A 21,927-nucleotide genomic window follows, 5' to 3' on the forward strand; every position below is an offset into this window, starting at 1 on the left:
ATAGTCTGAACTTCACCCGCCGGACACCCGAATCATCGAACCGGACGGGCGTACCCGAGGAGGACGCGATGACCTACACGAGCAACCAGGTGAGCCGTCGAACTGTCCCCGTCCTGCGCACGGTCGATGTCGCCGGAGTCGAATGGCCTCTGTACAAGCTCGAGTCATTGGCGATCGGGTTCGTCGTGTTCGTCGCCACGCTCGCGCTGGTCGGATCGCTGCAGGCAGCCGTTCTGGGCGGCGCAGCAGTCGCAGTCGCCGCGTGGTGGACTCTGCGGTTGACCGAGGTCCACCCCGCCCGGACCGGCTCACCCCGTCAGGCAGCCGGGCCCCAGTAGCGCCTTCAGGTCTCCCATCAACGCCGACGTCGGCGTGACCCGCAGACTGTCGTCGAGCTTCATCGTGGTGATCTTGTCGCCACTGACCAAACGTAGATGGACGTCCGAGGTCCCTGGGTGGCTGATCAACACCCGCTTGAGCGCGCCGACCTTGTCTGCCGTGCACAGTCGCGTCGGCAAACTTACCGCGAGCGGCTTGTCGATACCGATCGCCGAAAGATCCGGCACTGCAAGATCGTTCGCGATCAACGACACCCGGTCGTCACGCACCGACACGCGACCCTTGACGAGCACCACCGAGTCCTCGGTGACGTCGGCACCGAACACCGAGTAGGCCTGCGGGAAGAACAGCACCTCGATGCCGCCGGCAAGGTCCTCGAGCTGAGCCGACGCCCACGTCAGACCGTTCTTGTTGATCCGCCGGTTCACCGAGGCCAGAATTCCGCCGACGGTGACCTGGGTACCGTCCTTGATGTCCCCTTCGAGAATGGTCGGGATGTTGCAGTCGGACTTAGCGGCCAACATGTGCTCGACACCGAGCAGCGGGTGACCCGACACGTAGAGACCGAGCATCTCGCGCTCGAGGGCCAGACGGTGCTTGGACTCCCACTCCTCGTCCGGCACGCGGACGTTGAACACCGAGGAAATGGACTCGTCGGCGTCCTCACCGCCGAACAGATCGAACTGTCCGATCGCCTCGGCCTTCTTGGTGCCCATCACCGCATCGATCGCGTCGGCATGGATCAACATCAGACCCTTGCGCGGATGATCGAGAGAGTCGAAAGCGCCTGCCTTGATGAGAGATTCGGTGACCTTCTTGCTGCACGCGATCGCGTCGATCTTGCCCAGGTAGTCCGAGAAGTCCGTGTATTTGGACTTCTCCGACCGCGCTCTGATGATCGATGCGACCACGTTCGTGCCGACGTTGCGCACCGCGCCGAGACCGAACCGGATGTCCTTGCCCACCGATGCGAAGTTGAGCTCGGATTCGTTGACGTCCGGTGGCAGCACCGTGATGCCGAGCTTGCGGCAGTCGGCCAGGTAGATCGCGGCCTTGTCCTTGTCGTCACCGACACTGGTGAGCAGGCCGGCCATGTACTCGGCCGGATAGTTGGCCTTGAGGTACGCCGTCCAGTACGAGACCAGGCCGTATCCGGCCGAGTGCGACTTGTTGAACGCGTAGCCGGCGAACGGGAGCACGGTGTCCCACAGCGCCTTGATCGCGGCCTCGGAGAAGCCGTTGTCCAACATGCCCTGACGGAATCCGGCGTACGCCTTCTCCAGCTCGGAGAGCTTCTTCTTTCCCATGGCACGACGCAGCAGGTCGGCCTGGCCCAGGGTGTACCCGGCGACCTTCTGCGCGAGCTGCATGATCTGCTCCTGGTAGACCACCAGGCCGTACGTCTCGCCGAGAATCACCTTGAGCGGCTCTTCGAGCTCAGGGTGAATCGGCTTGACCTCCTGCCGCCCGTTCTTGCGGTCGGCGTAGTCGTTGTGCGAGTTCATGCCCATCGGACCCGGGCGGTACAGCGCCAGCACGGCGACGATGTCCTCGAAACCGGTGGGCTGCATGCGGCGCAGCAGGTCTCGCATCGCGCTGCCGTCGAGCTGGAAAACACCGAGAGTGTCTCCGCGAGAAAGCAATTCGAAGGTCGCCGGATCGTCGAGCGGCAACGCGTCGAGATCGATGTCGATGCCGCGATTGGCCTTGATGTTGTCGATCGCGTCGCCGATGACCGTGAGGTTTCGCAGACCGAGGAAGTCCATCTTCAGCAGGCCGATGGCCTCGCACGACGGGTAGTCCCAGCCGGTGATGATCGCGCCGTCCTGGGCGCGCTTCCACACCGGGATGGCGTCGGTGAGCGGCTCCGAGGACATGATGACCGCGCAGGCGTGCACGCCCGCGTTGCGGATCAGGCCTTCGAGGCCCTTGGCCGTCTTGTAGATCGTGGCCACGTCGGGGTTGGAGTCGATGAGCGCTCGGACCTCGACGGCCTCCTTGTAGCGCTCGTGCGACGGATCGGTGATGCCGGCCACCGAGATGTCCTTGGCCATGATGGGTGGCGGCAGAGCCTTGGTGATCTGATCGGCGATGCCGAAACCGGGCTGGCCGAACTGCACACGTGCGGAGTCCTTGATGGCAGCCTTGGTCTTGATGGTGCCGAAGGTGATGACCTGCGCAACCCGGTCGCTACCCCACTTCTCCGTGGCGTAGCGGACCATCTCACCGCGACGACGATCGTCGAAGTCGATATCGATATCGGGCATCGACACACGCTCGGGGTTGAGGAATCGCTCGAAGAGCAATCCGTGCGGGAGCGGATCGATGTTGGTGATGCCCATGGCGTAGGCAACCAGGGATCCGGCGGCGGAACCACGGCCCGGTCCGACGCGGATGCCGACCGCTTTCGCGTGGTTGATGAGGTCGCCGACCACGAGGAAGTAGGCCGGGAAGCCCATCTCCAGGATCACCTTGATCTCGTACTCCGCTCGCGCGAGGTAATCCTCGGCCGGACCGTCGGGGAACCGACGTTCGAGTCCGGTCATGACCTCGTGCCGCAGCCACGTTCCCTGCGTGTATCCCTCGGGAACCGGGAAGATCGGCATCCGGTCGCGGTGCGCCCACACCTCGTCGTAGGGCTGGACTCGCTCGGCGATGAGGAGCGTGCTGTCGCAGGCACCGGGTACCTCGTCGTCCCAGAGAGCACGCATCTCGGCAGCGGACTTGAGGTAGTAGCCGTCGCCGTCGAACTTGAAGCGAGTGGGATCGCTGAGCGTCTTACCGGTCTGGATGCACAGCAGAGCCTCGTGGTTCTCGGCGGCGTCCTTGGTGACGTAGTGGCAGTCGTTGGTGGCCAACGGCGGAATGGACAGCTTCTTGCCGATGTCGAGCAGGCCCTCTCGGACTCGTCGCTCGATGGACAGACCGTGGTCCATCAACTCGAGGAAGAAGTTGTCCGGTCCCCAGATCTCCTGCCACTTGGCCGCGGCCTCGAGTGCTTCGCGGTCCTGGCCCAGACGTAGGCGCGTCTGAACCTCACCGGACGGGCAGCCGGTGGTGGCGATGATGCCCTCGGCGTGCTGAGCGATGATCTCCTCGTCCATCCGGGCCCACTTGCCGAGCTGACCCTCGATGGACGCCAGCGAGGACAGCTTGAACAGATTGCGCACGCCGGTCGCGTTCTCCGCCACCATCGTCATGTGCGTGTACGCACCGCTACCGGAGACGTCGTCGGACTTCTGGCTTCGGTCGCCCCACAGCACGCGCTTCTTGTTGAATCGGGATTCGGGAGCGATGTAGGCCTCGATACCGATGATCGGCTTGATGCCGGCCTTCTTGGCCTCGTTGTAGAACTCGCTGGCTCCGTACATGTTGCCGTGGTCGGTCATGCCGACCGCCGTCATCTCCAACCGCGCCGCCTCGGCGAACATGGCCCCGATCTTGGCGGCACCGTCGAGCATCGAATATTCGGTGTGGTTGTGCAGATGAACGAACGAATCGGCCACGAAGGTTCTCTCCTGAAGGTCGTGCGTTTTCGAAAATACGAGCCGCGAATGCACCCACTCTAGGCGGTGGAACCGACAGATTTTTCAGGCCGACGGTGTGTCCTGGGAGGACGTGACGGGTGTGACGAACGAGACTGAAGTTGCCTCATTCGGCGGGAACCGGCCCGTCGTCCGGCAGCGGCCCGACGACGTCGATGTACTCCGGAAGCAACGGCTCGACGGCGAACTTCCCGGACACCGCGTCGGGCGGAAGTGCCTCCACCGCCCGCACCCCGTCGCGGCCTGCCACCTCGCTCAACTCGGCCGCGGTGCCCCGCACGACCACCGTCACCACGCATGCGCATCCGCTCAGCAACCGGCGCTGCGACACAGCGTCTATCTGAGCCTGCCGGTCCTCCACGCCGAACGATTCCTGGATCTGGCCGGCAGCGCGCGCGGTCGCATTCAGTATCGACCGTTCACTGCCGGGAACACCGACTGTGAGGATCGGAGTTTGCACGCGATCGAGCGGTACTCGAAAGAGCACCATCGAGATGCGCACGCCGTTCGCGGCGGCGTAGGCCTGTTCGGCGGTGAGTTCGCGATCGAACGACACCGATCCCCAGCGAGGTTCGGCATCGTTGCCGAGCAGACTCGCCTCGGCGCGAGCCAGGTAGTCGGTCACCTGCTCGCCGCTCTCCGGGCCGAGCCGGTCGGTGCCCACGCGCAGCTGCCGTTGCGGGTTCAGATGGCCGACGACGGCCAGGCCACCGACCACCAGAGCGATCGTGACGACGACACCGACCACACCCGAGACTCCGCGCATCACGCCTTCCGGAGCACCTCGAGAGCGTGTTCGAGGTCTGCCGGGTACTTGCTCTCGATCTCGACCCAGCGGCCGTCGGACGGGTGCGCGAAGCCGAGCGAACGCGCGTGCAGCCACTGACGTTCCAGGCCCAACCGTTCGGCCAACCGCGGGTCGGCCCCGTAGGTCAGGTCGCCGCAACACGGGTGCCGCAGCGCCGAGAAGTGCACGCGGATCTGGTGTGTGCGACCGGTTTCCAGGTGGACGTCCAGCAGGCTCGCGGCCTGGAAGGCCTCGACCGTGTCGTAGTGGGTGACGCTGGGCTTGCCGTCCGCGCGGACGGCGAACTTCCAGTCGTTGCTGCCGTGCCGTCCGATCGGAGCATCGATGGTTCCACTGCTCGGATCCGGATGTCCCTGCACCAGGGCGTGATAACGCTTGTCGATCGTACGAGCCTTGAACGCCCGCTTGAGCACGGTGTATGCCCGTTCGGACGTCGCGACCACCATCACCCCGGACGTTCCCACATCGAGTCGGTGCACGATGCCCTGACGCTCGTGCGCGCCGGACGTGGAGATTCGGAAACCGGCGGCCGCGAGGCCGCCGATGACGGTCGGCCCGGTCCAGCCCACACTGGCGTGCGCGGCGACGCCCACGGGCTTGTCCACGGCCACGACGTCGTCGTCGGCGTAGAGAATCTCCATACCTTCGACCGGCTCGGCCTCGATCGTCAGCTCACGTGCAGGTTCGGGCAGAGTCACTTCGAGCCACGACCCACCCGAGAGGCGATCGGACTTCCCGACGGCACTGTGATCGACCAGCACCGAGCCCTCTTCGGCCAAGGCTGCGGCGACCGTGCGCGAGAGCCCGAGAAGTCGCGCCAGGCCGGCGTCGACGCGCATGCCGTCCAAACCGTCGGGCACCGGCATGGAACGCGATTCCCTCACGAGTCGGCCTTCTGCGGGGCATCGGACGTGGACTTCGTCACCCGTTCGCCGTTGGGCTCGAAACCGAACAGGCTGAGCGCGACGAGCAGGATGGCCCCGCACACGATGGACGAGTCGGCGACATTGAACACCGGCCACCATCCCACCGATACGAAATCGACCACGTGACCCTGGAACGGGCCCGGTGCGCGGAAGAACCGGTCGATCAGGTTGCCCAGAGCGCCGCCGAGAACCAGACCCAGACCCAGCGCCCACCACGGCGAACGCAGCGTTCGACCGATCTTCACGACCCCGATCACCACGGCCACGGCGACCAGCGTCAACAACCACGTCATTCCGGTGGCCATGGAGAACGCCGCTCCGGGATTGCGCACCAGCCGCAGTGTCACGACGTCGCCGATGATCTCGATCGGGTTTCCAGGCTTCACGAAGTGCACCACCACGATCTTCGTGATCAGGTCGAACAGCAGAATCACTGCAGCGATCGCCACCAGGAGTCGGGTCCGCAAAGGTGCGGCGGGCCGAAGCACAGCACTGCCGGCGTCGGACACCTGCCCGTCTGCAGCCTCGCTGGGTTCGGGGGTTGCACTGGTCTCGGTGGTCGGATCGTCGGGTCGGTCGTCACTCACCCGTCCATCATGGCGCATCGACAACCTTCGGTCCGCATCCGAGCCGCGTGGTAGCGGTCTGCGCACACGGTGTCATCAGTAGCCTGGTGCCCGTGAAGTCGACCGAACGCACCCGCACCGTCCGCTCCGGCTTCGTGGCCGCATCCTGCGCAGTGGCTCTACTGGCCGGATGCTCGAGCGGTGATCCAGATCCTGCACCCGAGCAGACCCCGTCCTCGAACGAGGTCACGATCGCGGTGACGCCCACGACCACCACCGTCGTCGATCCCGGTAGCGAGCCACGGCGCGCGCTCACCTTCGACAGCTCCGACACGGACGCGCAGAACCAGAGCGTCGACCTCACCACCACCTCGACCGTGCAGCAACAGATCAATGCTGCTGCGCCGCAAGACTTCTCCAGTCCGGAACTGACCGTGCCGCTGACTGCCTCGGCGTCCGACACCGTGCCGGACGAGGACGCGTCGAGCGGGGCCACGACCTCCGTCGAGCTGACCATCGGGGCGGCGACGTCACCGGACGCTGGACTGACCGACGCACTCTCCGCATCCGATGGATCGACTGCACGATTGGCCAGGACCGATTCCGGAGCGATCACCGCTCTGCACATCACGCCGGCCGACGATGCCCTCGATACCGCCCGAGCCGCGATCGAACGCTCCTTGAACGCGGCCGTGTACCGATCCATCGACTTTCCCGACGCGGAAGTGGGGGTCGGCGCGGTCTGGACCGTCGATCAGCAAGTGCTCAGCGGCATCACACTGAACCAGCGCACCACGGTCACCTTGCGTGCACTCGACGGCGACCGCGCGACCCTCGACGTGGCCATCACCCAGACGCCCGAATCGTCGGTGTGGAATCTGCCCGACAATGCGGGCACGCTCAACATCGCGTCCTACACCTTCACGGGCGCGGGAACACTCGACGTCGATCTCTCCCGACCACTTCCGGTCGGAGGTGCGATCACCGCGGGCGGCGAGCAGATGTACACCGACCCCGACAGCACCACGGTGCTTCGGCAAACCGTCGGCGATTCGATCACCTGGACCGCCCGATGACGCGCGCTGCCACCCGAGTACTGGCGACGTTGTCGATTCTCGGGATCGCTGCCACCGGATGCAGCACGGACGAGCCTGCCGAAACGGCCACGCCTGCCGTCACCACCGTCGCGGCTCCCGACCCGCTGCGCGGTCCGCCCATCACCGATCCGGCCGCGCTGACTGCCGCGATGCTGGGACTCGCAGACCTGCCGGACGGCTTCTCCTCGATTCCCGATCCGGTTCGTGATCTGGGATTGGATCCGGCACCGGAGTACGACTCGCCTGATCGCTCGAGCACCGACCCGGCCGAGTGCGCCGCCGTCCTCGCGCCGGTATCGCAACAGCAGGCCGGAGCCGCGTCGAGCGCGGTGGTTCGCTTCTCCGGGCCGAATTTCTCGTCGATCGACGAGGACGCGGCGAGCTATCCCGTGCCGGGAGCCGCCGAGGCTTTCGCGAACATTCAGCGAGCGTGGGCCGAGTGCTCGACGTTCACCGGAACCGACGCGGACGGTATCGGCGTCGACTACTCGGTGGCGGGGCGTGACCAGACGACCATCGGCGACGCGTCCGCATCGATTCGACTGACCACCACGAGCGAGGGCTTCACGCTGGTCTCCGACGTCGTGGTGGCGGTGGTCGACTCGACCGTGGTGCAGATCGTCGTCTCCGACCAGAGCGGACTGGAACCGGAGACCGTCACCGCCGTCGCGGGGTCTGCAGCGGATCGCATTAGATCGGCCGTGCCCAGCGCCTGACCGCCGTCCCGACACAAGACGAACTGCCGGTGACTCCCTCTCGAAAAAGGGTGTCACCGGCAGTTCGCGGTTGGTCAGAGACGATCGGCAGGACTCAGGGTGCGGGGCACGCCGGGCTGGTCAGCTGCGCGAGAGAAACGATGCCGCAGGCGTTCTCCTTGGAGAGCTTCCACACACCGTCCTCGGGGACGAACTTGAACGTGCCGGGGTTGGCCTGGCCGTTGAGGGTGATGGTGATACCCGCGTTGAGCTCACCGGTGCCCAGATCGTCGATGCTGGTGATCTCGATCTGTGCGTTGTTGGCCACAGCAGCGGCGGCAACCTGGTTGATCAGACCCGGATCCTCGGACGCACCCTGGATCAGAGCAGCCTTCTCCTCGACCGGAACGTTGGGATCGAGTCCGCGGTTGAGCTCGGTGTTGAGCTGCTCGACGGTGGGCACCGGCGGGTAGTCCCCGCCCGCGGGTGCAGCACTCGCGGTGGTGGTGGCAACCGTCGTGGTCGTGGCCGTCGTGCCGCCCTCTTCCGAGCTGCAGGCAGACATGGTCAGTGCACCGGCGATGGCGATACCGGCAACCATGGCCCGTCGGGTGTTGCGAAGCTTCAAGTGCTTGTCCTTTTCACTCTGAGTCACGTATCGATCGTTCTGTGACTCGTCGGTCGTCTGTATGGGGGTCGTCTCGGACCGAGTCCACTATGTCAGCTCGACTCGCCCGAGTCACAACGCGAAGGGCATACCTGTGAAACCTCACAGAGTTTCCTCAGCCGCGCCACAACTCACGCCAAGCTGTCCAGAACATCGGCCACGACCAGGTCGGTGTCCGATTCTGCAAAGGTGCGGGCCGTTCCCGGGCCGGTGGTCCGCGTCTCGAAACGGACCGTCACCACCGAGTGTCCCGCGCCCTGCACCCACCCGTGACCGTACCGAACATGCCGAACGTCCATACCCGGTTGCCACCGCGGACCGTCCTCGACCACGGCGAGATTCGCGGCCTCCTCAGTCGCGGGTAACGGCTCGTCCGGGACCGGAGCAACCGGTTCGTACTCGAGTTCGGGGAACAACGATCCTTGCCGAACCGCGGACAGACCGGCGAGTCCTACACCGACGAGCCGGATCGGTCCGACATCCAGCGGATCGACCGCCAACCGCTGAGCAGTGGCCACGATCGTCTGCTTGTCCACCGTCGCGTAGGGCAATGTCGCCGATCTGGTGATGATGCTCATGTCGGACTTACGCAACTTGAGCACGACCGTGCGGGCCCCCCGGCCGTCCTTCAGCAACCGGCGATGAGTCGACTCGACGATGGACTCGATCGCCGGGCGTAGTTGAGCGAGAGTCGTCAGGTCGTTCGCGAACGTCGTCTCGGCACTGACCTGCTTGGCCTCGGCCCGCTCGGCCACCACCCGGTTGTCTATGCCGCGCGCCAGCTGATGCAGGCTCGGGCCCATGGTCGCACCGAGAATCGACGCCACTTCCGACTCGGGCGTAGCCACGAACTTGCCGATGGTGTCGATCCCCAACCGGTGCAACCGTTCTCCGGCAACAGGGCCGATCCCCCACAACTTGCGCACCGGCAGATCGGCCATCAACTCGGCCTGGATGCCGGGCGCTACCACCGTGATTCCATCGGGTTTGGCCAGACCCGACGCGATCTTGGCGATCTGTTTCCCGGACCCGGCACCGATGGAGGCGACGAGCCCGGTCTCTGCCAGTACCAGCGCCCGCAGATCGGCACAGAAGCGCTCGACCTCGGCCACCGTCGCGCCCGCCAGCTCGAGCGGCTCGCCGAAGGACTCGTCGATCGAGAGCTGTTCCAGCACGGGCATGCGCACCCGAAGTGCCTCGAAGGCACGTCTGCTCAGCTCCGAGTACAGCGGGAACCGCGGCGGCAGGACCACTGCGCTCGCACCGACGAGTCGACGGGCCTGGTGCATCGGCATCGCCGAACGAGCCCCGAACGCCCGGGCCTGATAGCTGCACCCGGCCACCACGCCTCTGCCGCCTGCACCGCCGACCAGCACCGGCCGACCCCGCAGCGTCGGCCGCGTCAGCTGCTCGGCAGACGCGAAGAACGCGTCCATGTCCAGATGCAACACCCAACGCCGGCTCCGCAGAGTCCGATCGACACTGTCGGGCATGGTCAACGACGGCCGTCGGGCGGCTCGAACGGGGCGTCGGCACCGAAGCCGAGCACACGTGCAGCCCGCTCCGGTCCGGGATCGGACCACAGTGCGGAGTACTGCTCCGTCGTGGTCAGCGACCGTGTGTGCGCACGATCGATGTACAGCGTGCCGGCGAGGTGATCGCTCTCGTGGGCCACGATCCGTGCGGGCCAGCCACGCACCACCTCGTCGATCTCTCGGCCGGTCTCGTCGGTGCACACAAGCCGGACTTCCGCGGCGCGAGTGACGACGGCCTGATACCCCGGCACACTGAGGCAGCCCTCGTAGAACGAGGCAGTGCGTCGTCCTACCGGGGTGTACCGAGGATTGATCAACGCTCGGAACGACAACGGGGTGCGCTCCCGGACCCGGGCGACGCCCTTCGCGACTTCGAAAAGATCCTCGATCACCGCGATCTGCAACGGAATTCCGATCTGCGGGGCAGCAAGGCCGACACCGGGCGCGTCGTGCATCGTCGCTCGCATCACCTCGATCAACTCCGTCAACACATCACGCTCGAGCTGACCGGTGTAGCGCAGCGCCGGGGCACGCAGCACCGGATGGCCGGCGGCGACGATGGGAACGACGCCGCCGCGAGCCTCGGAGAGACGCTCGTGGACGGCATCGACCACCTCCTCCTCGGTCACGACGACCCGGTGCCCCTCGCTCATATGCCCTCGGTCACGACGACTTCGTGATCGCTGCCCGAACTCCTTCACCGAGATCGCTGCCGTCGTCGCCGACCGAGCCGTCGACCAGCGACAACGCGAGTACCTCGCGCGCGATCAGATCCCGATGAGCGTCCAGCCACGCCCGTCGATGCTCGGGTACCTCGATGACGATGTCGATACGGTCGGACACATCGAGTCCGTGGCTACGACGCGCATCCTGCAGCTCACGGATGCGGTCCTTGGCCCAACCCTCGGCCTCCAGCTCTTCGGTGACCGCCGAATCGAGCACCACGAGTCCCGCGTTCCCGGGCAGCGGTGCCGTCGATTCCGGCTCCGCGGCAACGAGTCTGCGGGTGTACTCCTCGGGCAGCAACGCGATGCCTGCGGCGCTCACGACGCCGTCTTCGTCCTCGGACCAGTCACCGGCCTTGACTGCCTTGATGACCTTCTGGACATCCTTGCCGATCCGCGGCCCGGCAGCGCGTGCGTTCACGACGAGCTCGAACTTGCCGTGCACGGCAACGTCTTCGGTCAGATCCACCTTCTTGACGTTGACCTCGTCGGCGATGATGTCGAGGAACGGACGCAGACGCTCGGCGTCGGCGGCCGCGACGGTCACCTCGGGCAGCGGCAGCCGCACGCGCAGATTCTGTGCCTTACGCAGACCGAGCACCGTGGAGCACACGGTACGAACCTCGTCCATGCTGTCGACCAGCTCCGGGTCGGACGGCAACTCGTCGGCCGTCGGCCAATCCGTCAGGTGCACCGATCGGCCACCGGTCAACCCGCGCCAGACCACCTCACTGATCAACGGCAACAACGGAGCGGCGATGCGGGTGAGCACTTCGAGCACCGTGTGCAGGGTGTCGATCGCGTCGGCGTCCTCGCCCCAGAAGCGTGAACGCGACCGTCGCACATACCAATTGGTCAGTGCGTCACAGAACGTACGCAGTTCGTCGCACGCCCCGGCGATGTCGTTCCCTTCGAGCGCCTCGGTGATCGCATCCCGCGTGGCGGACAGTTTGGCCAGCACGTATCGATCGAGCACATGCGGAGAATCGGTCCGCCACTGCCCCGGCGTCGACGCGTAGAGCTGCAGAAAACTCCACGCGTTCCAGATCGGCAACAGCGCCTGCCGCACTCCCTCGCGGATGCCCTGCTCGGTGACGATCAGGTTGCCACCGCGCAGGATCGGCGACGACATCAGGAACCACCGCATGGCATCCGAGCCGTCGCGGTCGAAGACCTCCTTGACGTCCGGGTAGTTCCCCTTCGACTTACTCATCTTCAGACCGTCGTCACCGAGCACGATGCCATGGGCAGCAACGGTTTTGAAGGCAGGCCGGTCGAACAAAGCAGTCGCGAGCACGTGCAGGGTGTAGAACCAGCCGCGCGTCTGACCGTTGTATTCGACGATGAAGTCGCCCGGGTTGTGCGTCTGGAACCACTCCTCGTTCTCGAACGGGAAGTGCACCTGCGCATACGGCATCGAGCCCGATTCGAACCAGCAGTCCAACACCTCGGGAACGCGACGCATCGTCGACTTGCCGGTCGGGTCGTCCGGGTTGGGACGCGTCAGGTCGTCGATGTACGGCCGATGCAGATCGGTCGGACGCACCCCGAAGTCACGCTCGAGCTCGTCCAGGCTGCCGTACACGTCGAGACGAGGGTAGGCGGGGTCGTCGGACGTCCAGGCCGGGATCGGGCTGCCCCAGTACCGGTTTCGGCTGATGTTCCAGTCGCGGGCACCTTCGAGCCACTTGCCGAACTGACCGTCCTTGATGTGCTCGGGCACCCAGGTGATCTCCTGGTTGAGCTCGACCATCCGATCGCGGAACTTGGTGACCGCGACGAACCACGACGGAACCGCCATGTAGATCAGCGGCTGACCACTACGCCAACTGTGCGGGTACGAGTGCTCGATGGTCTCGTGCCGCAGCAAGCGGCCCGAGGCCTTGAGATCCTTGATGATCACCGGATTGGCGTCGAACACCATCAGGCCCTCGTAGGGCGGCACCAACGACGTGAATTTGCCGCCCGCATCGAGCGGTTGCACGACCTCGATACCGTTCGCGGTGGCGACGTCCATGTCCTCCTCACCGAATGCCGGTGCGAGATGGACGATTCCGGTGCCGGAGTCGGTGGTGACGTAATCGGCCTCCAGAACGCGATGCGCATTCTCGTGGCCGAGGAAGAAGTCGTAGGGCGGTGCGTAGGCGAGGCCGACCAACTCCGCGCCGGTGTGCTCCGAGAGCACCTCCGGCTCCTCCCCCAGTTCCTTCGCATAGTGCGCGAGTCGGGCAGAGGCGAGCACGTAACGCTCACCGTCGGCACCGCGGACCTGAACGTAGTGCACCTCCGGATGCACCGCGATCGCGAGGTTCGACGGCAGAGTCCACGGAGTGGTGGTCCAGATCAGTGCGTTCGCGCCGTCCAGGGGTGTGCCCGGTGCCGTCAGGGGCATGGTGACGGTGACCGCGGGATCCTGACGCATCTTGTACGCGTCGTCGAGCCGGGTCTCCTGGTTGGACAGCGGCGTCTGCTCGTACCAGCTGTACGGCAGCACTCGGTAGCCCTGGTAGATCAGGCCCTTGTCGTGGAGCGTCTTGAACGCCCACATGACGGACTCCATGAAGTCGACGTCGAGGGTCTTGTAGTCGTTGTCGAAGTCGACCCACCGCGCCTGCCGAGTGACGTAATCCCGCCACTCGTCGGTGTACTGCAACACCGATTGCTTGCAGTAGGCGTTGAACTTCGCCAGACCCATCTCGTCGATCTCGGACTTGTCCTTGATGCCGAGTTGCTTCTCCGCTTCCAATTCGGCGGGAAGGCCGTGGCAGTCCCACCCGAAACGACGCTCGACCTTCTTGCCGCGCATGGTCTGGAACCGGGGCACGAGATCCTTGACGTACCCGGTGAGCAGATGGCCGTAGTGCGGCAAACCGTTGGCGAACGGAGGTCCGTCGTAGAAAACGAATTCCTCGGCATCGGCGCGGTTGTCGATGCTGGCGCGGAACGTGCCGTCCTCGGCCCATTCGTGCAGCACGATACGCTCGAGATCGGGAAACGGAACGCTTCCCGATCGACCTTCGGCCAGATCCACCAGCGGGTACGACGCGTTCTCGGTGCGTGCGCTCGAATCTGTCATATCTGTCTCCTCCGTGCCGGACGCGTACAGGACGCGACATCGATTGGCACGGGGACGACATTCGGCGATGGGGACGCCGAATACCGCGGTACCACCCCGCTTGCTCGGACCGATGGAACCCGTCGGACCGAGCCTCTCCACACGAGCTGTGACGGGCTCACCCGTTCGGTTCTACTGAACAGCCCATTTCGGTCGTTGCAGACCGAATCGTCACTGTCGTTCTTCCGAAGGCTCCCCGGTGATGGCCGGATCGACGCCTGATTGTTCTTTCGTCTGACAACCGTCGAACTGATGCACTGCCGCGTAGATGCTACCTGTCGATCTCGGGCGGTGGCCGTCGCCCGAGCAGGGCCCCGACCAGGAGCAGCACCGCCCCGACTATGCAGATCACGATGCAGGCCCAGGCCCAGACGACCGATCCGGTCATCAGGGCCAACACCAAGAACCCGAACCCGACAGCCGCCGCGCCGAGGGTCAGAATCAGCACAGGATTCCTCGCTCACCACTCGACGCTACAACCGAGCCCGACGCTGCCCCGAGAGGCAGCGTCGGAGAACGATCGCGTCAGTTGTTGCCCTTGGCGTACGACTGGCTGTAGCCGGACGTCTGGTTGTCCTGGTTGAAGTTGTCCTGGCCGTTGTCCACCGGCAGCGCCGAGGAACGGTTCTCGAGCTCTTCGAGCTGCGATTCGAGGTACGACTTGAGGCGCACCCGGTATTCGCGCTCGAACGTCTTGAGCTGCTCGATGCGACCTTCCAGCACGGACCGCTGCTGGTTGATCGTCGCCATGATCTCGGTGTGCTTGCGCTCGGCGTCGGCCTGCAATGCGTCGGCCTTCTCCTTGGCCTGGCGAAGCTGGGTCTCGGAGCGAGTCTGTGCATCGGTGAGCAGCGACTCGGACTTCTGCCGCGCTTCGGACATCATCGACTCCGAGCGAGCGCGGGCATCCGACACCAAACGTTCGGCGTTGGTGCGCGCATTGCCGAGCAGCTGCTCGGACTCGGTCTTCGCATCGCCGGTGAGACGGTCCGCCATTTCCTGCGCGAGACCGAGAATCTTCGCGGCCTGCATGTTGGAGTCGCCGCTCTGCTGCGGTGCTGCGGCCACGGGAGCGACCGGCGCAGGCTGCTGAACCACCGGTGGCGGCTTGGGGGGATCGACCGGCCGCTGCGGCTCGGCTTTCGGTGCGGCGACCGGAGCCGACTGTGGGCTCTGGCGCGCAGAGTTCTTGGCGTCCGCAAGCTCCTGGTCGAGCTCACCGACGCGCTGGCGCAGGTCGGCGTTTTCTTCGATCAGTCGGGACAACTCTTGCTCGACGAGGTCGAGAAATGCGTCGACCTCGTCTTCGTTGTAACCGCGCTTACCGATGGGCGGCTTGCTGAACGCAACGTTGTGCACATCAGCTGGAGTCAGCGGCATGGAAGGATCCCTTCACGCGTCTTGGGGCGGTAGAGCAAGCATTCAGTTATATGCCATTCCGCGCGAGTGCAGAACAATCAAACTGTAACTGGCGTCCATTCTGTCACACGGGACACGCAGCTTGCGCTGGGTCCCGAGTTCTAACATTCCATCTTCGGCCTCAGGCCGCGAGGCTGCTGGTCACATTCCACAGAATGAACACGACGAACAGCAAGACCATGATCGACAGGTCCAGTCGCACACCACCGAGGTTGAGCGGCGGAATTATCCTGCGCAGGAACTTCACGGGCGGGTCGGTGACCGTGAAGATCGCCTCCAGAAGGATGACGACCAGCCCGGTCGGTTGCCAATCTCTCGCGAAAGTCCTGATGAACTCGACGATGATTCGACCGATGAGAAGGAGCCAAAAAAGAAACAATACGATGTTGATCACCGTGAACACGATCACGGCTATACTCTGCCTGACTTCGCCGGGCTGAGCAAAGTGCGCTGGTCACAGCTCCGACTTGCCGCCCCAAGGGGAGAAACGATCACTGCTGGCTGTAGAAGCCGGTTTCCGCGATTCGCCTGCGCTCCTGCGGGGATACATCGACATCGGCAGGCGAAAGCAGGAACACCTTCGTGGCCACCTTGTCGAACGATCCACGGAGCGCGAAGGCCAATCCGGCAGCGAAGTCGACGAGTCGCTTGGCGTCGGCGTTGCTCATTTCGACGAGATCCATGATGACCGGAGTGCCGTCACGGAAACGCTCACCGATGGTGCGCGCCTCGCTGTAGTCCCGCGGGCGCAGGGTGGTGATCTTCGAGAGCGGGCCGCCGTCGTCGACGATCGGGCTGCGTCGCGTCTCGGCCCGCACGTCCATGCGGGTGTCCATCGCCAGCGCGCCACGGGTGGCTGCGCCTCGGGTCGACGGTCCTGCTGTGCCGCGTGCGCGTCCACCGATCGGAGCGAGCGTCGCAGCGGGGCGAGGGGCCTCGTAATCGTCGTAGTCGTCCTCGGCCTGCGCGTGCCGCGAGCCACCGAACGACGGCTTGACGAAGTCACGATCGTCGATGTCGTCGTAACCGTCACGGCCACCACGGGGACTGCGGCGGGTGTCCGGATCGTCGAGGTAGTCGTCCTCGTAGTCCGCGAGCGGAACCATGCCGAAGTACGCCTTGAACTTGTGCAGGGTGCTCATCGTTCTGCCTTCCGTGGCCGTGTCTACTGTCCATCTCCAGGTTCGCAAGTGTCTGTTGTGACTGATGTGATCCGTGGACTGTTATTGGGAGGCTATCGGCCGCGCACCGAGTATTGCGGTACCGACACGCACGCACGTCGATCCGTGTCGCACAGCAGCTTCCAGGTCCCCCGTCATGCCGGCCGACAACTCGCGGGCATCGGGATGATCACGCAGAAGTCGCTGATGCAGCACCTGGAGATCACCGAACGCAGCGTCCGCGTCGGCGTCCAACGGAGGTACGGCCATCAGTCCGGCCAGACGCAAGCCGGGTGCGGTCGACACCGCGTCGGCCAACTCGTACAGGTCCCCGCGTTCGACGCCGCCGCGGTGGACATCGCCGTCGAGACTGACCTGAACGAGGACGTCGAGCGGCGTCGTCCGAGCGCCGTCGTCGAGTGCTGTCTCGGTGGCCTTGGACAGCGCGGTGACCAATCGAGCACTGTCCACCGAGTGAATGGAGTGCGCCCACGCAGCGATGGACTTCGCCTTGTTTCGCTGGAGATGCCCGATCATGTGCCATCGCGGCGGATCACCGCGGAAGTCCTCGGCGGTCTCGGCCACTTTGGGCGACGCATCCTGCTCTCTGGACTCGCCGAACTCACGGCAGCCCAGCTCGTACAGGATCCGAACGTCGGACGCGGGGAAGAACTTCGTCACCGGCAGCAGAGTCACGGTCGAGTCTTCTCGACCTGCGTCCGCACATGCTCGCGCCAGTCGTTCGCGTACCGACGCCAACGCGGCGGCGATCTCGGCAGCTCGGTCGGTGGGCTCGCTCACGGCATCCTCTCCTGGCCGGAGTCGGGAACCTCGTCTGCGGATGCGGAATCCATCCACACGACGCTCGCGATACGGCCGGTCGAACCCTCCCGGCGATGGCTGAACAGGGTGCGATCCTCGATGGTGCACCGGGGATCCTGAGCCACTCCGTGCAGTCCGGCGGCGACCAGCTGCGCGCGCACACCGGCCGGGATATCGAGACCGGGGGTGTTCCGAACCGTCGTCGTCGCGCTTCCGGGAAGATGCTTGTCGACGTCGGCGCGCATGTGGGCGGGTACCTCGTACTGACGCCCACTGGCCGCCGGGCCGAGGAAGGCCCCGATCCTCTCCGGGACCGCGCCCAGCTCGACCATCGACGCGAGTACTCGAGGAATGATGCCGATGCGGGCACCGACGCGGCCGGCGTGCACCGCGGCGATCACGCCCGCCTCTTCGTCGGACAACAACACCGGAACACAGTCGGCCGTCAACACCACGAGCGCGAGATCGCGCTGCGTCGTCACCAACGCATCGGTCATGGGAACGGGCTCGGACACCGGCCCGTCCACCACCGTGACGGTGCGGCCGTGGACCTGTTCCATGAACACCATGCGTTCGATGCCCATACCCAACCGGTCACCGAGGCGTCGACGGTTGGCCTCGACAGCAGCCGGGTCGTCGCCTACGTGGTCACCGAGATTGAAGGTGTCGAACGGCGGGGCCGACACGCCGCCTGCTCGCGTCGTCGACACCCGCCTGACCCGAAAGGAGTCACTCACCGCCGCATGAAGGACGGTACGTCGACCTCGTCTTCGCCGTCGTCCTCGGCGACGGGAACGCGGCGTCCGGATCCGACCGACTCGCGGCCTTGACCGCCGGAATCCCGGCCGTGACCGGCTGCGGACTCGCGGCTGGACGATTCGCGGTTCGACGAACTGGACGAGTTCAGCGGGGGCAGGCTCGATCCGCTGGGTGCGCCGACCGGGTCGCGGAACACAGCGCCCTCGGAGCTGTCGTTCGAGCGTGAGGAGACCTCCCCCGAGCGCGCCGATCCGATCGGGCCGCGGGTGGATGCCGCTGCCTCGACCGGACGACGCGTGGGCGTTCCTCCGTCGAACCCGGCGGCGATGACGGTGACACGAACCTCGTCGCCGAGAGAGTCGTCGATGACGGTTCCGAAGATGATGTTGGCGTCGATGTGCGCAGCTTCCTGGACCAGCGAGGCGGCCTCGTTGATCTCGAACAGGCCGAGATCCGAGCCACCCGCGATGGAGAGCAGCACTCCGCGGGCACCTTCCATGGACGCTTCCAGCAGCGGCGAGTTGATCGCGGATTCCGCGGCCTTGATCGCGCGGCCTTCACCGCGGGAGGAACCGATGCCCATCAGCGCACTGCCTGCGCCGGACATGACGCCCTTGACGTCGGCGAAGTCGACGTTGATCAGCCCGGGGGTGGTGATCAGATCGGTGATGCCCTGAACGCCGTTGAGCAGGACCTCGTCGGCACTGCGGAACGCATCCATGAGGCTGACGGCTGCGTCGCCGAGCTGAAGCAGACGATCGTTGGGGATGACGATGAGCGTGTCGCAGGATTCACGCAGCTGCTGGATACCGGTGTCGGCCTGGCCACCACGGCGCTTGCCCTCGAAGGAGAACGGACGCGTCACGACGCCGACGGTCAGCGCGCCGAGCTTGCGCGCGATGTTGGCGACGACGGGAGCACCGCCGGTACCGGTTCCGCCACCCTCACCTGCGGTGACGAAGACCATGTCGGCACCCTTGAGGACCTCTTCGATCTCGTCCTTGTGGTCGTCCGCTGCGCGGCGACCCACCTCGGGGTCGGCACCGGCACCGAGTCCGCGAGTCAGCTCACGGCCGACGTCGAGCTTGACGTCGGCGTCACTCATCAGCAAGGCCTGAGCGTCGGTGTTGACGGCGATGAACTCGACTCCCTTGAGTCCCTGTTCGATCATCCGGTTGACCGCGTTCACGCCGCCGCCGCCGATGCCGACGACCTTGATTACGGCGAGGTAGTTGTGCGGGGGCGTCATGGGCTCTCGCCTTCCGTGGATTGTTGCTCGAAAAATGTGGAAAACCCTCAACCTAAACCACAGGCTTAGAGTTATGTCAAGTACTCGACTGATCGGAACGCTATTCACCGACGGCCACGATCGCCATTAGGCGCGCCGATGCCGCGCCGAAAATATGAGCCTTTCGGACCCGTTGCTATTTCGTGGTCGGAAGATCGGGACTGGACACGTCGAAAATCTGACCCGGTTGCGACAGCAGCGCGATGGCCACCGCCCCCTTGCGCTCGGAGTTGTCCTTGTTCCCCCACACGACGGTACGCCCGTCCAACAGCAGGATCGAGATGTCGGACAGCGTGCTCGCGCGCACTTCGCCGACCTGACCTCGAATCAGCGGCGGCAGCGAATCGAGCACAGCCAGTGCATCTTTCGTCACCGGATCGCCGAAGACAGGATTGTCGGTCACCAGTCGGACCACCCCGGGCGGAGGCGGTGCGACGGCGAAGTCCACGCCGGTTGCATCGAGCAAGTGAGTGCCGTCGGGAGAATCGACGAACGCCACCGGGACACGTTCTTCGACGGTGACCTGCACGGTGGACGGGTATTTCCGTTGCACCCGAACCGATGCCAGCTCCGGTATCGACGCAACACGCTGGGCCGCGGCCGCGGCGTCGACACGGACCAGCGGCAGGCCGGTCGGCACCTCGAGTCGGTCGAGGATCTCCTGTTCGGACACCGACGAGGCTCCCACGACCGAGATCGTCCGAACCGACAGCAGCGGCGTGAAGTAGACCAGTACTGCCGACCCGACGATCACTGCGACAACCGCCACGACGGCAAGCACCGCGCGACGGCGTGACCGTTTCACGCGAGCGCGCTCTTCTTCCCTGGCCTGCGCGCGAGCTTGCCTGTCTGTGACCGACGACGTCGAATCACCCTGCCCGGCAACGGGTTCCGATCTGGAAGCGCGGTCTCGATCGGACCGACGAGTCACGTCGACGGCCGATCCTTCGGTACCGCGCGGCCGGTCGTGGCACCGAAATCGGTTTTGGAACGAAGGGCGTCGAGAATGGGACCGCCGAGCATGGTCACGTCGCCCGCACCCATCGTGATCACCACGTCGCCGGGACGGCTGAGATTGGCCACCTGCTTGGCGACCAACGACAGATCCGGTTGGTAGTTCACCGGTTTGGTCACCGACGCTGCGACCAAGGCCCCGGTCACACCGGGCAGGGGTTCCTCGCGAGCGCCGTAGACGTCGAGCACCACGATCTCGTCGGCCAACGACAGTGCGGTACCGAATTCCTCGGCGAACGTCGCAGTACGTGAGTACAGATGCGGTTGGAACACCACCACGACCCGCCCCCGCTCGCCCGGAAGTGCTTGACCCGCGACCAACGCCTGCGCAGCGGTCAGCACGGCCCGCACCTCGGTGGGGTGATGGGCGTAGTCGTCGAACACTCGTACTCCGTGCTCGCGTCCGGTGAACTGGAACCGCCGGTGCACTCCCCCGAATCCGGTCAGCCCGGCCAGCAACTCCTCGACCCCCGCGCCCACCTGGCGGGCAGCCACGAACGCCGCCAGGGCGTTGAGGGCGGTGTGCCGTCCCGGTACTCCCAGCCGAACCGTGCGGGCAGAGTCCTCACCGGCGATCTGCAACTGCGCGACGCCGCCGATGTCCTCGGGCTCCCAGGCCAACAGGCGAACGGCCATCTCGACCGGTCCGGCGTCGACGTCGGACGACCCGTAGCCGAGCACCGTCACTCCGGGGAGATTCTTCTCGACCACGCGGCGGGCCAGAGCTGCCGAACCCGGATCGTCCATGCATGCCACCAGCACACCGCCCGGGTGCAGCAGCGCGGCGAAATCGTCGAACACCTTCACGTAGGCCTCGGTCGTACCGAAGAAATCGAGATGATCGGCCTCGATGTTCGTCACGATGATCACGTTCGCGGAGTACTGCAACAGCGAACCGTCACTCTCGTCCGCCTCGGCGACGAAGACGTCGCCACTGCCGTGATGCGCGTTGGTTCCGGCCTCGTTGAGCTCACCGCCGACGGCGAACGACGGGTCGAACCCACAGTGCTGCAGTGCGACGACCAACATCGATGTGGTCGACGTCTTGCCGTGCGTGCCCGACACCAGCAGGGTGCGGTACCCCTCCATCAACGACGCGAGGACGGCGGGCCGCAACACCACCGGAATCCCGCGATCGCGAGCCTCGACGAGTTCGGGGTTGGTCTTGGGTATGGCCGCGTGGGTCGTCACGACCACGGTGGGGCCGCCGTCGATCATGTCCAGCGCGCTTGCATCGTGCCCGATTCGCACCAGCGCACCGCGGGCTCGCAGCGCCAACACCCCGCGCGATTCCTTGGCATCCGATCCGGACACCTGACCACCGCGCGCCAGCAGAATGCGTGCGATCCCGGACATCCCGGCACCGCCGATTCCCACCATGTGCACCCGTTCGAGCTCTGCCGACAACTCCGACATCGCCGCACCCTCAGTTGTCACGCGGACGTCT

General features: G+C 65.4%; 20 protein-coding genes. 3 read left to right on the forward strand and 17 right to left on the reverse strand.

Annotated elements, in window-relative coordinates; genetic code table 11:
* The first annotated feature begins 68 nt into the window (after positions 1–68).
* Positions 69–338 carry a hypothetical protein gene (locus CH285_RS15825; protein ID WP_048318680.1) on the forward strand — a complete coding sequence of 90 codons (270 nt, stop codon included), beginning with the start codon at positions 69–71 and terminating at the stop codon, positions 336–338.
* Here CH285_RS15825 and dnaE read toward each other — a convergent pair.
* The 4 genes from dnaE to lspA form a co-directional block, all read right to left on the reverse strand.
* On the reverse strand, positions 309–3,845 hold the full coding sequence (dnaE, locus tag CH285_RS15830; RefSeq protein ID WP_027497326.1) for a DNA polymerase III subunit alpha: 3,537 nt from the start codon (positions 3,843–3,845) through the stop codon (positions 309–311). The two genes, CH285_RS15825 and dnaE, sit on opposite strands and share 30 nt — an antisense overlap.
* 145 nt (positions 3,846–3,990) lie before the next feature.
* Complete coding sequence (locus tag CH285_RS15835; RefSeq protein ID WP_032374345.1) at positions 3,991–4,650, reverse strand: hypothetical protein; 660 nt, start codon at positions 4,648–4,650, stop codon at positions 3,991–3,993.
* A complete protein-coding gene (locus tag CH285_RS15840; protein ID WP_027497328.1) occupies positions 4,650–5,576 on the reverse strand; it encodes an RluA family pseudouridine synthase in 927 nt (308 codons plus the stop codon). The genes CH285_RS15835 and CH285_RS15840 overlap by 1 nt, the downstream gene beginning before the upstream one ends.
* Positions 5,573–6,205: a signal peptidase II gene (gene lspA / locus CH285_RS15845; RefSeq protein WP_032368097.1), complete on the reverse strand. Its 633-nt coding sequence runs from the start codon at positions 6,203–6,205 to the stop codon at positions 5,573–5,575. The genes CH285_RS15840 and lspA overlap by 4 nt, the downstream gene beginning before the upstream one ends.
* 92 nt (positions 6,206–6,297) lie before the next feature.
* Here lspA and CH285_RS15850 point away from each other — a divergent pair, with 92 nt between their 5' ends.
* Positions 6,298–7,260: a hypothetical protein gene (locus tag CH285_RS15850; protein ID WP_230074477.1), complete on the forward strand. Its 963-nt coding sequence runs from the start codon at positions 6,298–6,300 to the stop codon at positions 7,258–7,260.
* Positions 7,257–7,997 (forward strand): hypothetical protein, encoded by a 741-nt coding sequence (locus tag CH285_RS15855; protein ID WP_094644263.1) that lies wholly within the window; start codon positions 7,257–7,259, stop codon positions 7,995–7,997. Before CH285_RS15850 ends, CH285_RS15855 begins: the two co-directional genes overlap by 4 nt.
* 94 nt (positions 7,998–8,091) lie before the next feature.
* Here CH285_RS15855 and CH285_RS15860 read toward each other — a convergent pair whose 3' ends face one another.
* From CH285_RS15860 to murC, 13 genes are all read right to left on the reverse strand, one after another.
* Positions 8,092–8,577, reverse strand: a complete 486-nt coding sequence (locus CH285_RS15860) for a hypothetical protein (protein ID WP_176456734.1) — start codon at positions 8,575–8,577, stop codon at positions 8,092–8,094.
* 197 nt (positions 8,578–8,774) lie between these two features.
* The gene (locus CH285_RS15865; protein ID WP_094644264.1) at positions 8,775–10,136 is read right to left on the reverse strand and encodes a DNA polymerase IV; all 1,362 of its coding nucleotides are present in this window, start codon (positions 10,134–10,136) and stop codon (positions 8,775–8,777) included.
* A 2-nt stretch (positions 10,137–10,138) separates the two neighbouring features.
* Complete coding sequence (locus tag CH285_RS15870; protein ID WP_176458480.1) at positions 10,139–10,831, reverse strand: peptide deformylase; 693 nt, start codon at positions 10,829–10,831, stop codon at positions 10,139–10,141.
* A gap of 10 nt (positions 10,832–10,841) precedes the next feature.
* On the reverse strand, positions 10,842–13,979 hold the full coding sequence (ileS, locus tag CH285_RS15875) for an isoleucine--tRNA ligase (protein ID WP_094644385.1): 3,138 nt from the start codon (positions 13,977–13,979) through the stop codon (positions 10,842–10,844).
* Between the two features lie 310 nt (positions 13,980–14,289).
* Positions 14,290–14,466: a hypothetical protein gene (locus CH285_RS27985; RefSeq protein ID WP_027497336.1), complete on the reverse strand. Its 177-nt coding sequence runs from the start codon at positions 14,464–14,466 to the stop codon at positions 14,290–14,292.
* A gap of 77 nt (positions 14,467–14,543) precedes the next feature.
* Positions 14,544–15,398 (reverse strand): DivIVA-like cell division protein Wag31, encoded by an 855-nt coding sequence (wag31, locus tag CH285_RS15880; RefSeq protein WP_027497337.1) that lies wholly within the window; start codon positions 15,396–15,398, stop codon positions 14,544–14,546.
* A gap of 160 nt (positions 15,399–15,558) precedes the next feature.
* Entirely contained in the window at positions 15,559–15,846 is a 288-nt protein-coding gene (locus CH285_RS15885; RefSeq protein WP_027497338.1) for a YggT family protein, read from the reverse strand.
* Between the two features lie 82 nt (positions 15,847–15,928).
* Positions 15,929–16,579, reverse strand: coding sequence for a cell division protein SepF (locus CH285_RS15890; RefSeq protein WP_032368101.1), 651 nt, complete (start codon positions 16,577–16,579; stop codon positions 15,929–15,931).
* Between the two features lie 81 nt (positions 16,580–16,660).
* Complete coding sequence (locus tag CH285_RS15895; RefSeq protein ID WP_094644265.1) at positions 16,661–17,398, reverse strand: YggS family pyridoxal phosphate-dependent enzyme; 738 nt, start codon at positions 17,396–17,398, stop codon at positions 16,661–16,663.
* Entirely contained in the window at positions 17,395–18,156 is a 762-nt protein-coding gene (pgeF, locus tag CH285_RS15900; protein ID WP_094644266.1) for a peptidoglycan editing factor PgeF, read from the reverse strand. Before pgeF ends, CH285_RS15895 begins: the two co-directional genes overlap by 4 nt.
* On the reverse strand, positions 18,153–19,427 hold the full coding sequence (gene ftsZ, locus CH285_RS15905; protein ID WP_027497341.1) for a cell division protein FtsZ: 1,275 nt from the start codon (positions 19,425–19,427) through the stop codon (positions 18,153–18,155). Before ftsZ ends, pgeF begins: the two co-directional genes overlap by 4 nt.
* Before the next feature lie 175 nt (positions 19,428–19,602).
* Positions 19,603–20,271 carry a cell division protein FtsQ/DivIB gene (locus CH285_RS15910; RefSeq protein WP_230593424.1) on the reverse strand — a complete coding sequence of 223 codons (669 nt, stop codon included), beginning with the start codon at positions 20,269–20,271 and terminating at the stop codon, positions 19,603–19,605.
* Positions 20,272–20,393: 122 nt separating this feature from the next.
* Complete coding sequence (gene murC, locus CH285_RS15915) at positions 20,394–21,896, reverse strand: UDP-N-acetylmuramate--L-alanine ligase (RefSeq protein ID WP_094644267.1); 1,503 nt, start codon at positions 21,894–21,896, stop codon at positions 20,394–20,396.
* Between the last annotated feature and the right edge of the window lie 31 nt (positions 21,897–21,927).

This window comes from Rhodococcus sp. 05-2256-B1 (assembly GCF_002258465.1).
GTDB lineage: Bacteria > Actinomycetota > Actinomycetes > Mycobacteriales > Mycobacteriaceae > Rhodococcoides > Rhodococcoides fascians.

Excerpts from the sequence above, each read along its gene's own strand:
- ftsZ (WP_027497341.1), bottom strand. The coding sequence starts at position 19,427 with ATGACGCCCCCGCACAACTACCTCGCCGTAATCAAGGTCGTCGGCATC.
- CH285_RS15825 (WP_048318680.1), top strand. The coding sequence starts at position 69 with ATGACCTACACGAGCAACCAGGTGAGCCGTCGAACTGTCCCCGTCCTG.
- CH285_RS15865 (WP_094644264.1), bottom strand. The coding sequence starts at position 10,136 with ATGCCCGACAGTGTCGATCGGACTCTGCGGAGCCGGCGTTGGGTGTTG.
- ileS (WP_094644385.1), bottom strand. The coding sequence starts at position 13,979 with ATGACAGATTCGAGCGCACGCACCGAGAACGCGTCGTACCCGCTGGTG.
- CH285_RS15855 (WP_094644263.1), top strand. The coding sequence starts at position 7,257 with ATGACGCGCGCTGCCACCCGAGTACTGGCGACGTTGTCGATTCTCGGG.
- murC (WP_094644267.1), bottom strand. The coding sequence starts at position 21,896 with ATGTCGGAGTTGTCGGCAGAGCTCGAACGGGTGCACATGGTGGGAATC.
- wag31 (WP_027497337.1), bottom strand. The coding sequence starts at position 15,398 with ATGCCGCTGACTCCAGCTGATGTGCACAACGTTGCGTTCAGCAAGCCG.
- CH285_RS15890 (WP_032368101.1), bottom strand. The coding sequence starts at position 16,579 with ATGAGCACCCTGCACAAGTTCAAGGCGTACTTCGGCATGGTTCCGCTC.
- CH285_RS15860 (WP_176456734.1), bottom strand. The coding sequence starts at position 8,577 with ATGGTTGCCGGTATCGCCATCGCCGGTGCACTGACCATGTCTGCCTGC.
- CH285_RS15870 (WP_176458480.1), bottom strand. The coding sequence starts at position 10,831 with ATGAGCGAGGGGCACCGGGTCGTCGTGACCGAGGAGGAGGTGGTCGAT.
- CH285_RS15835 (WP_032374345.1), bottom strand. The coding sequence starts at position 4,650 with ATGCGCGGAGTCTCGGGTGTGGTCGGTGTCGTCGTCACGATCGCTCTG.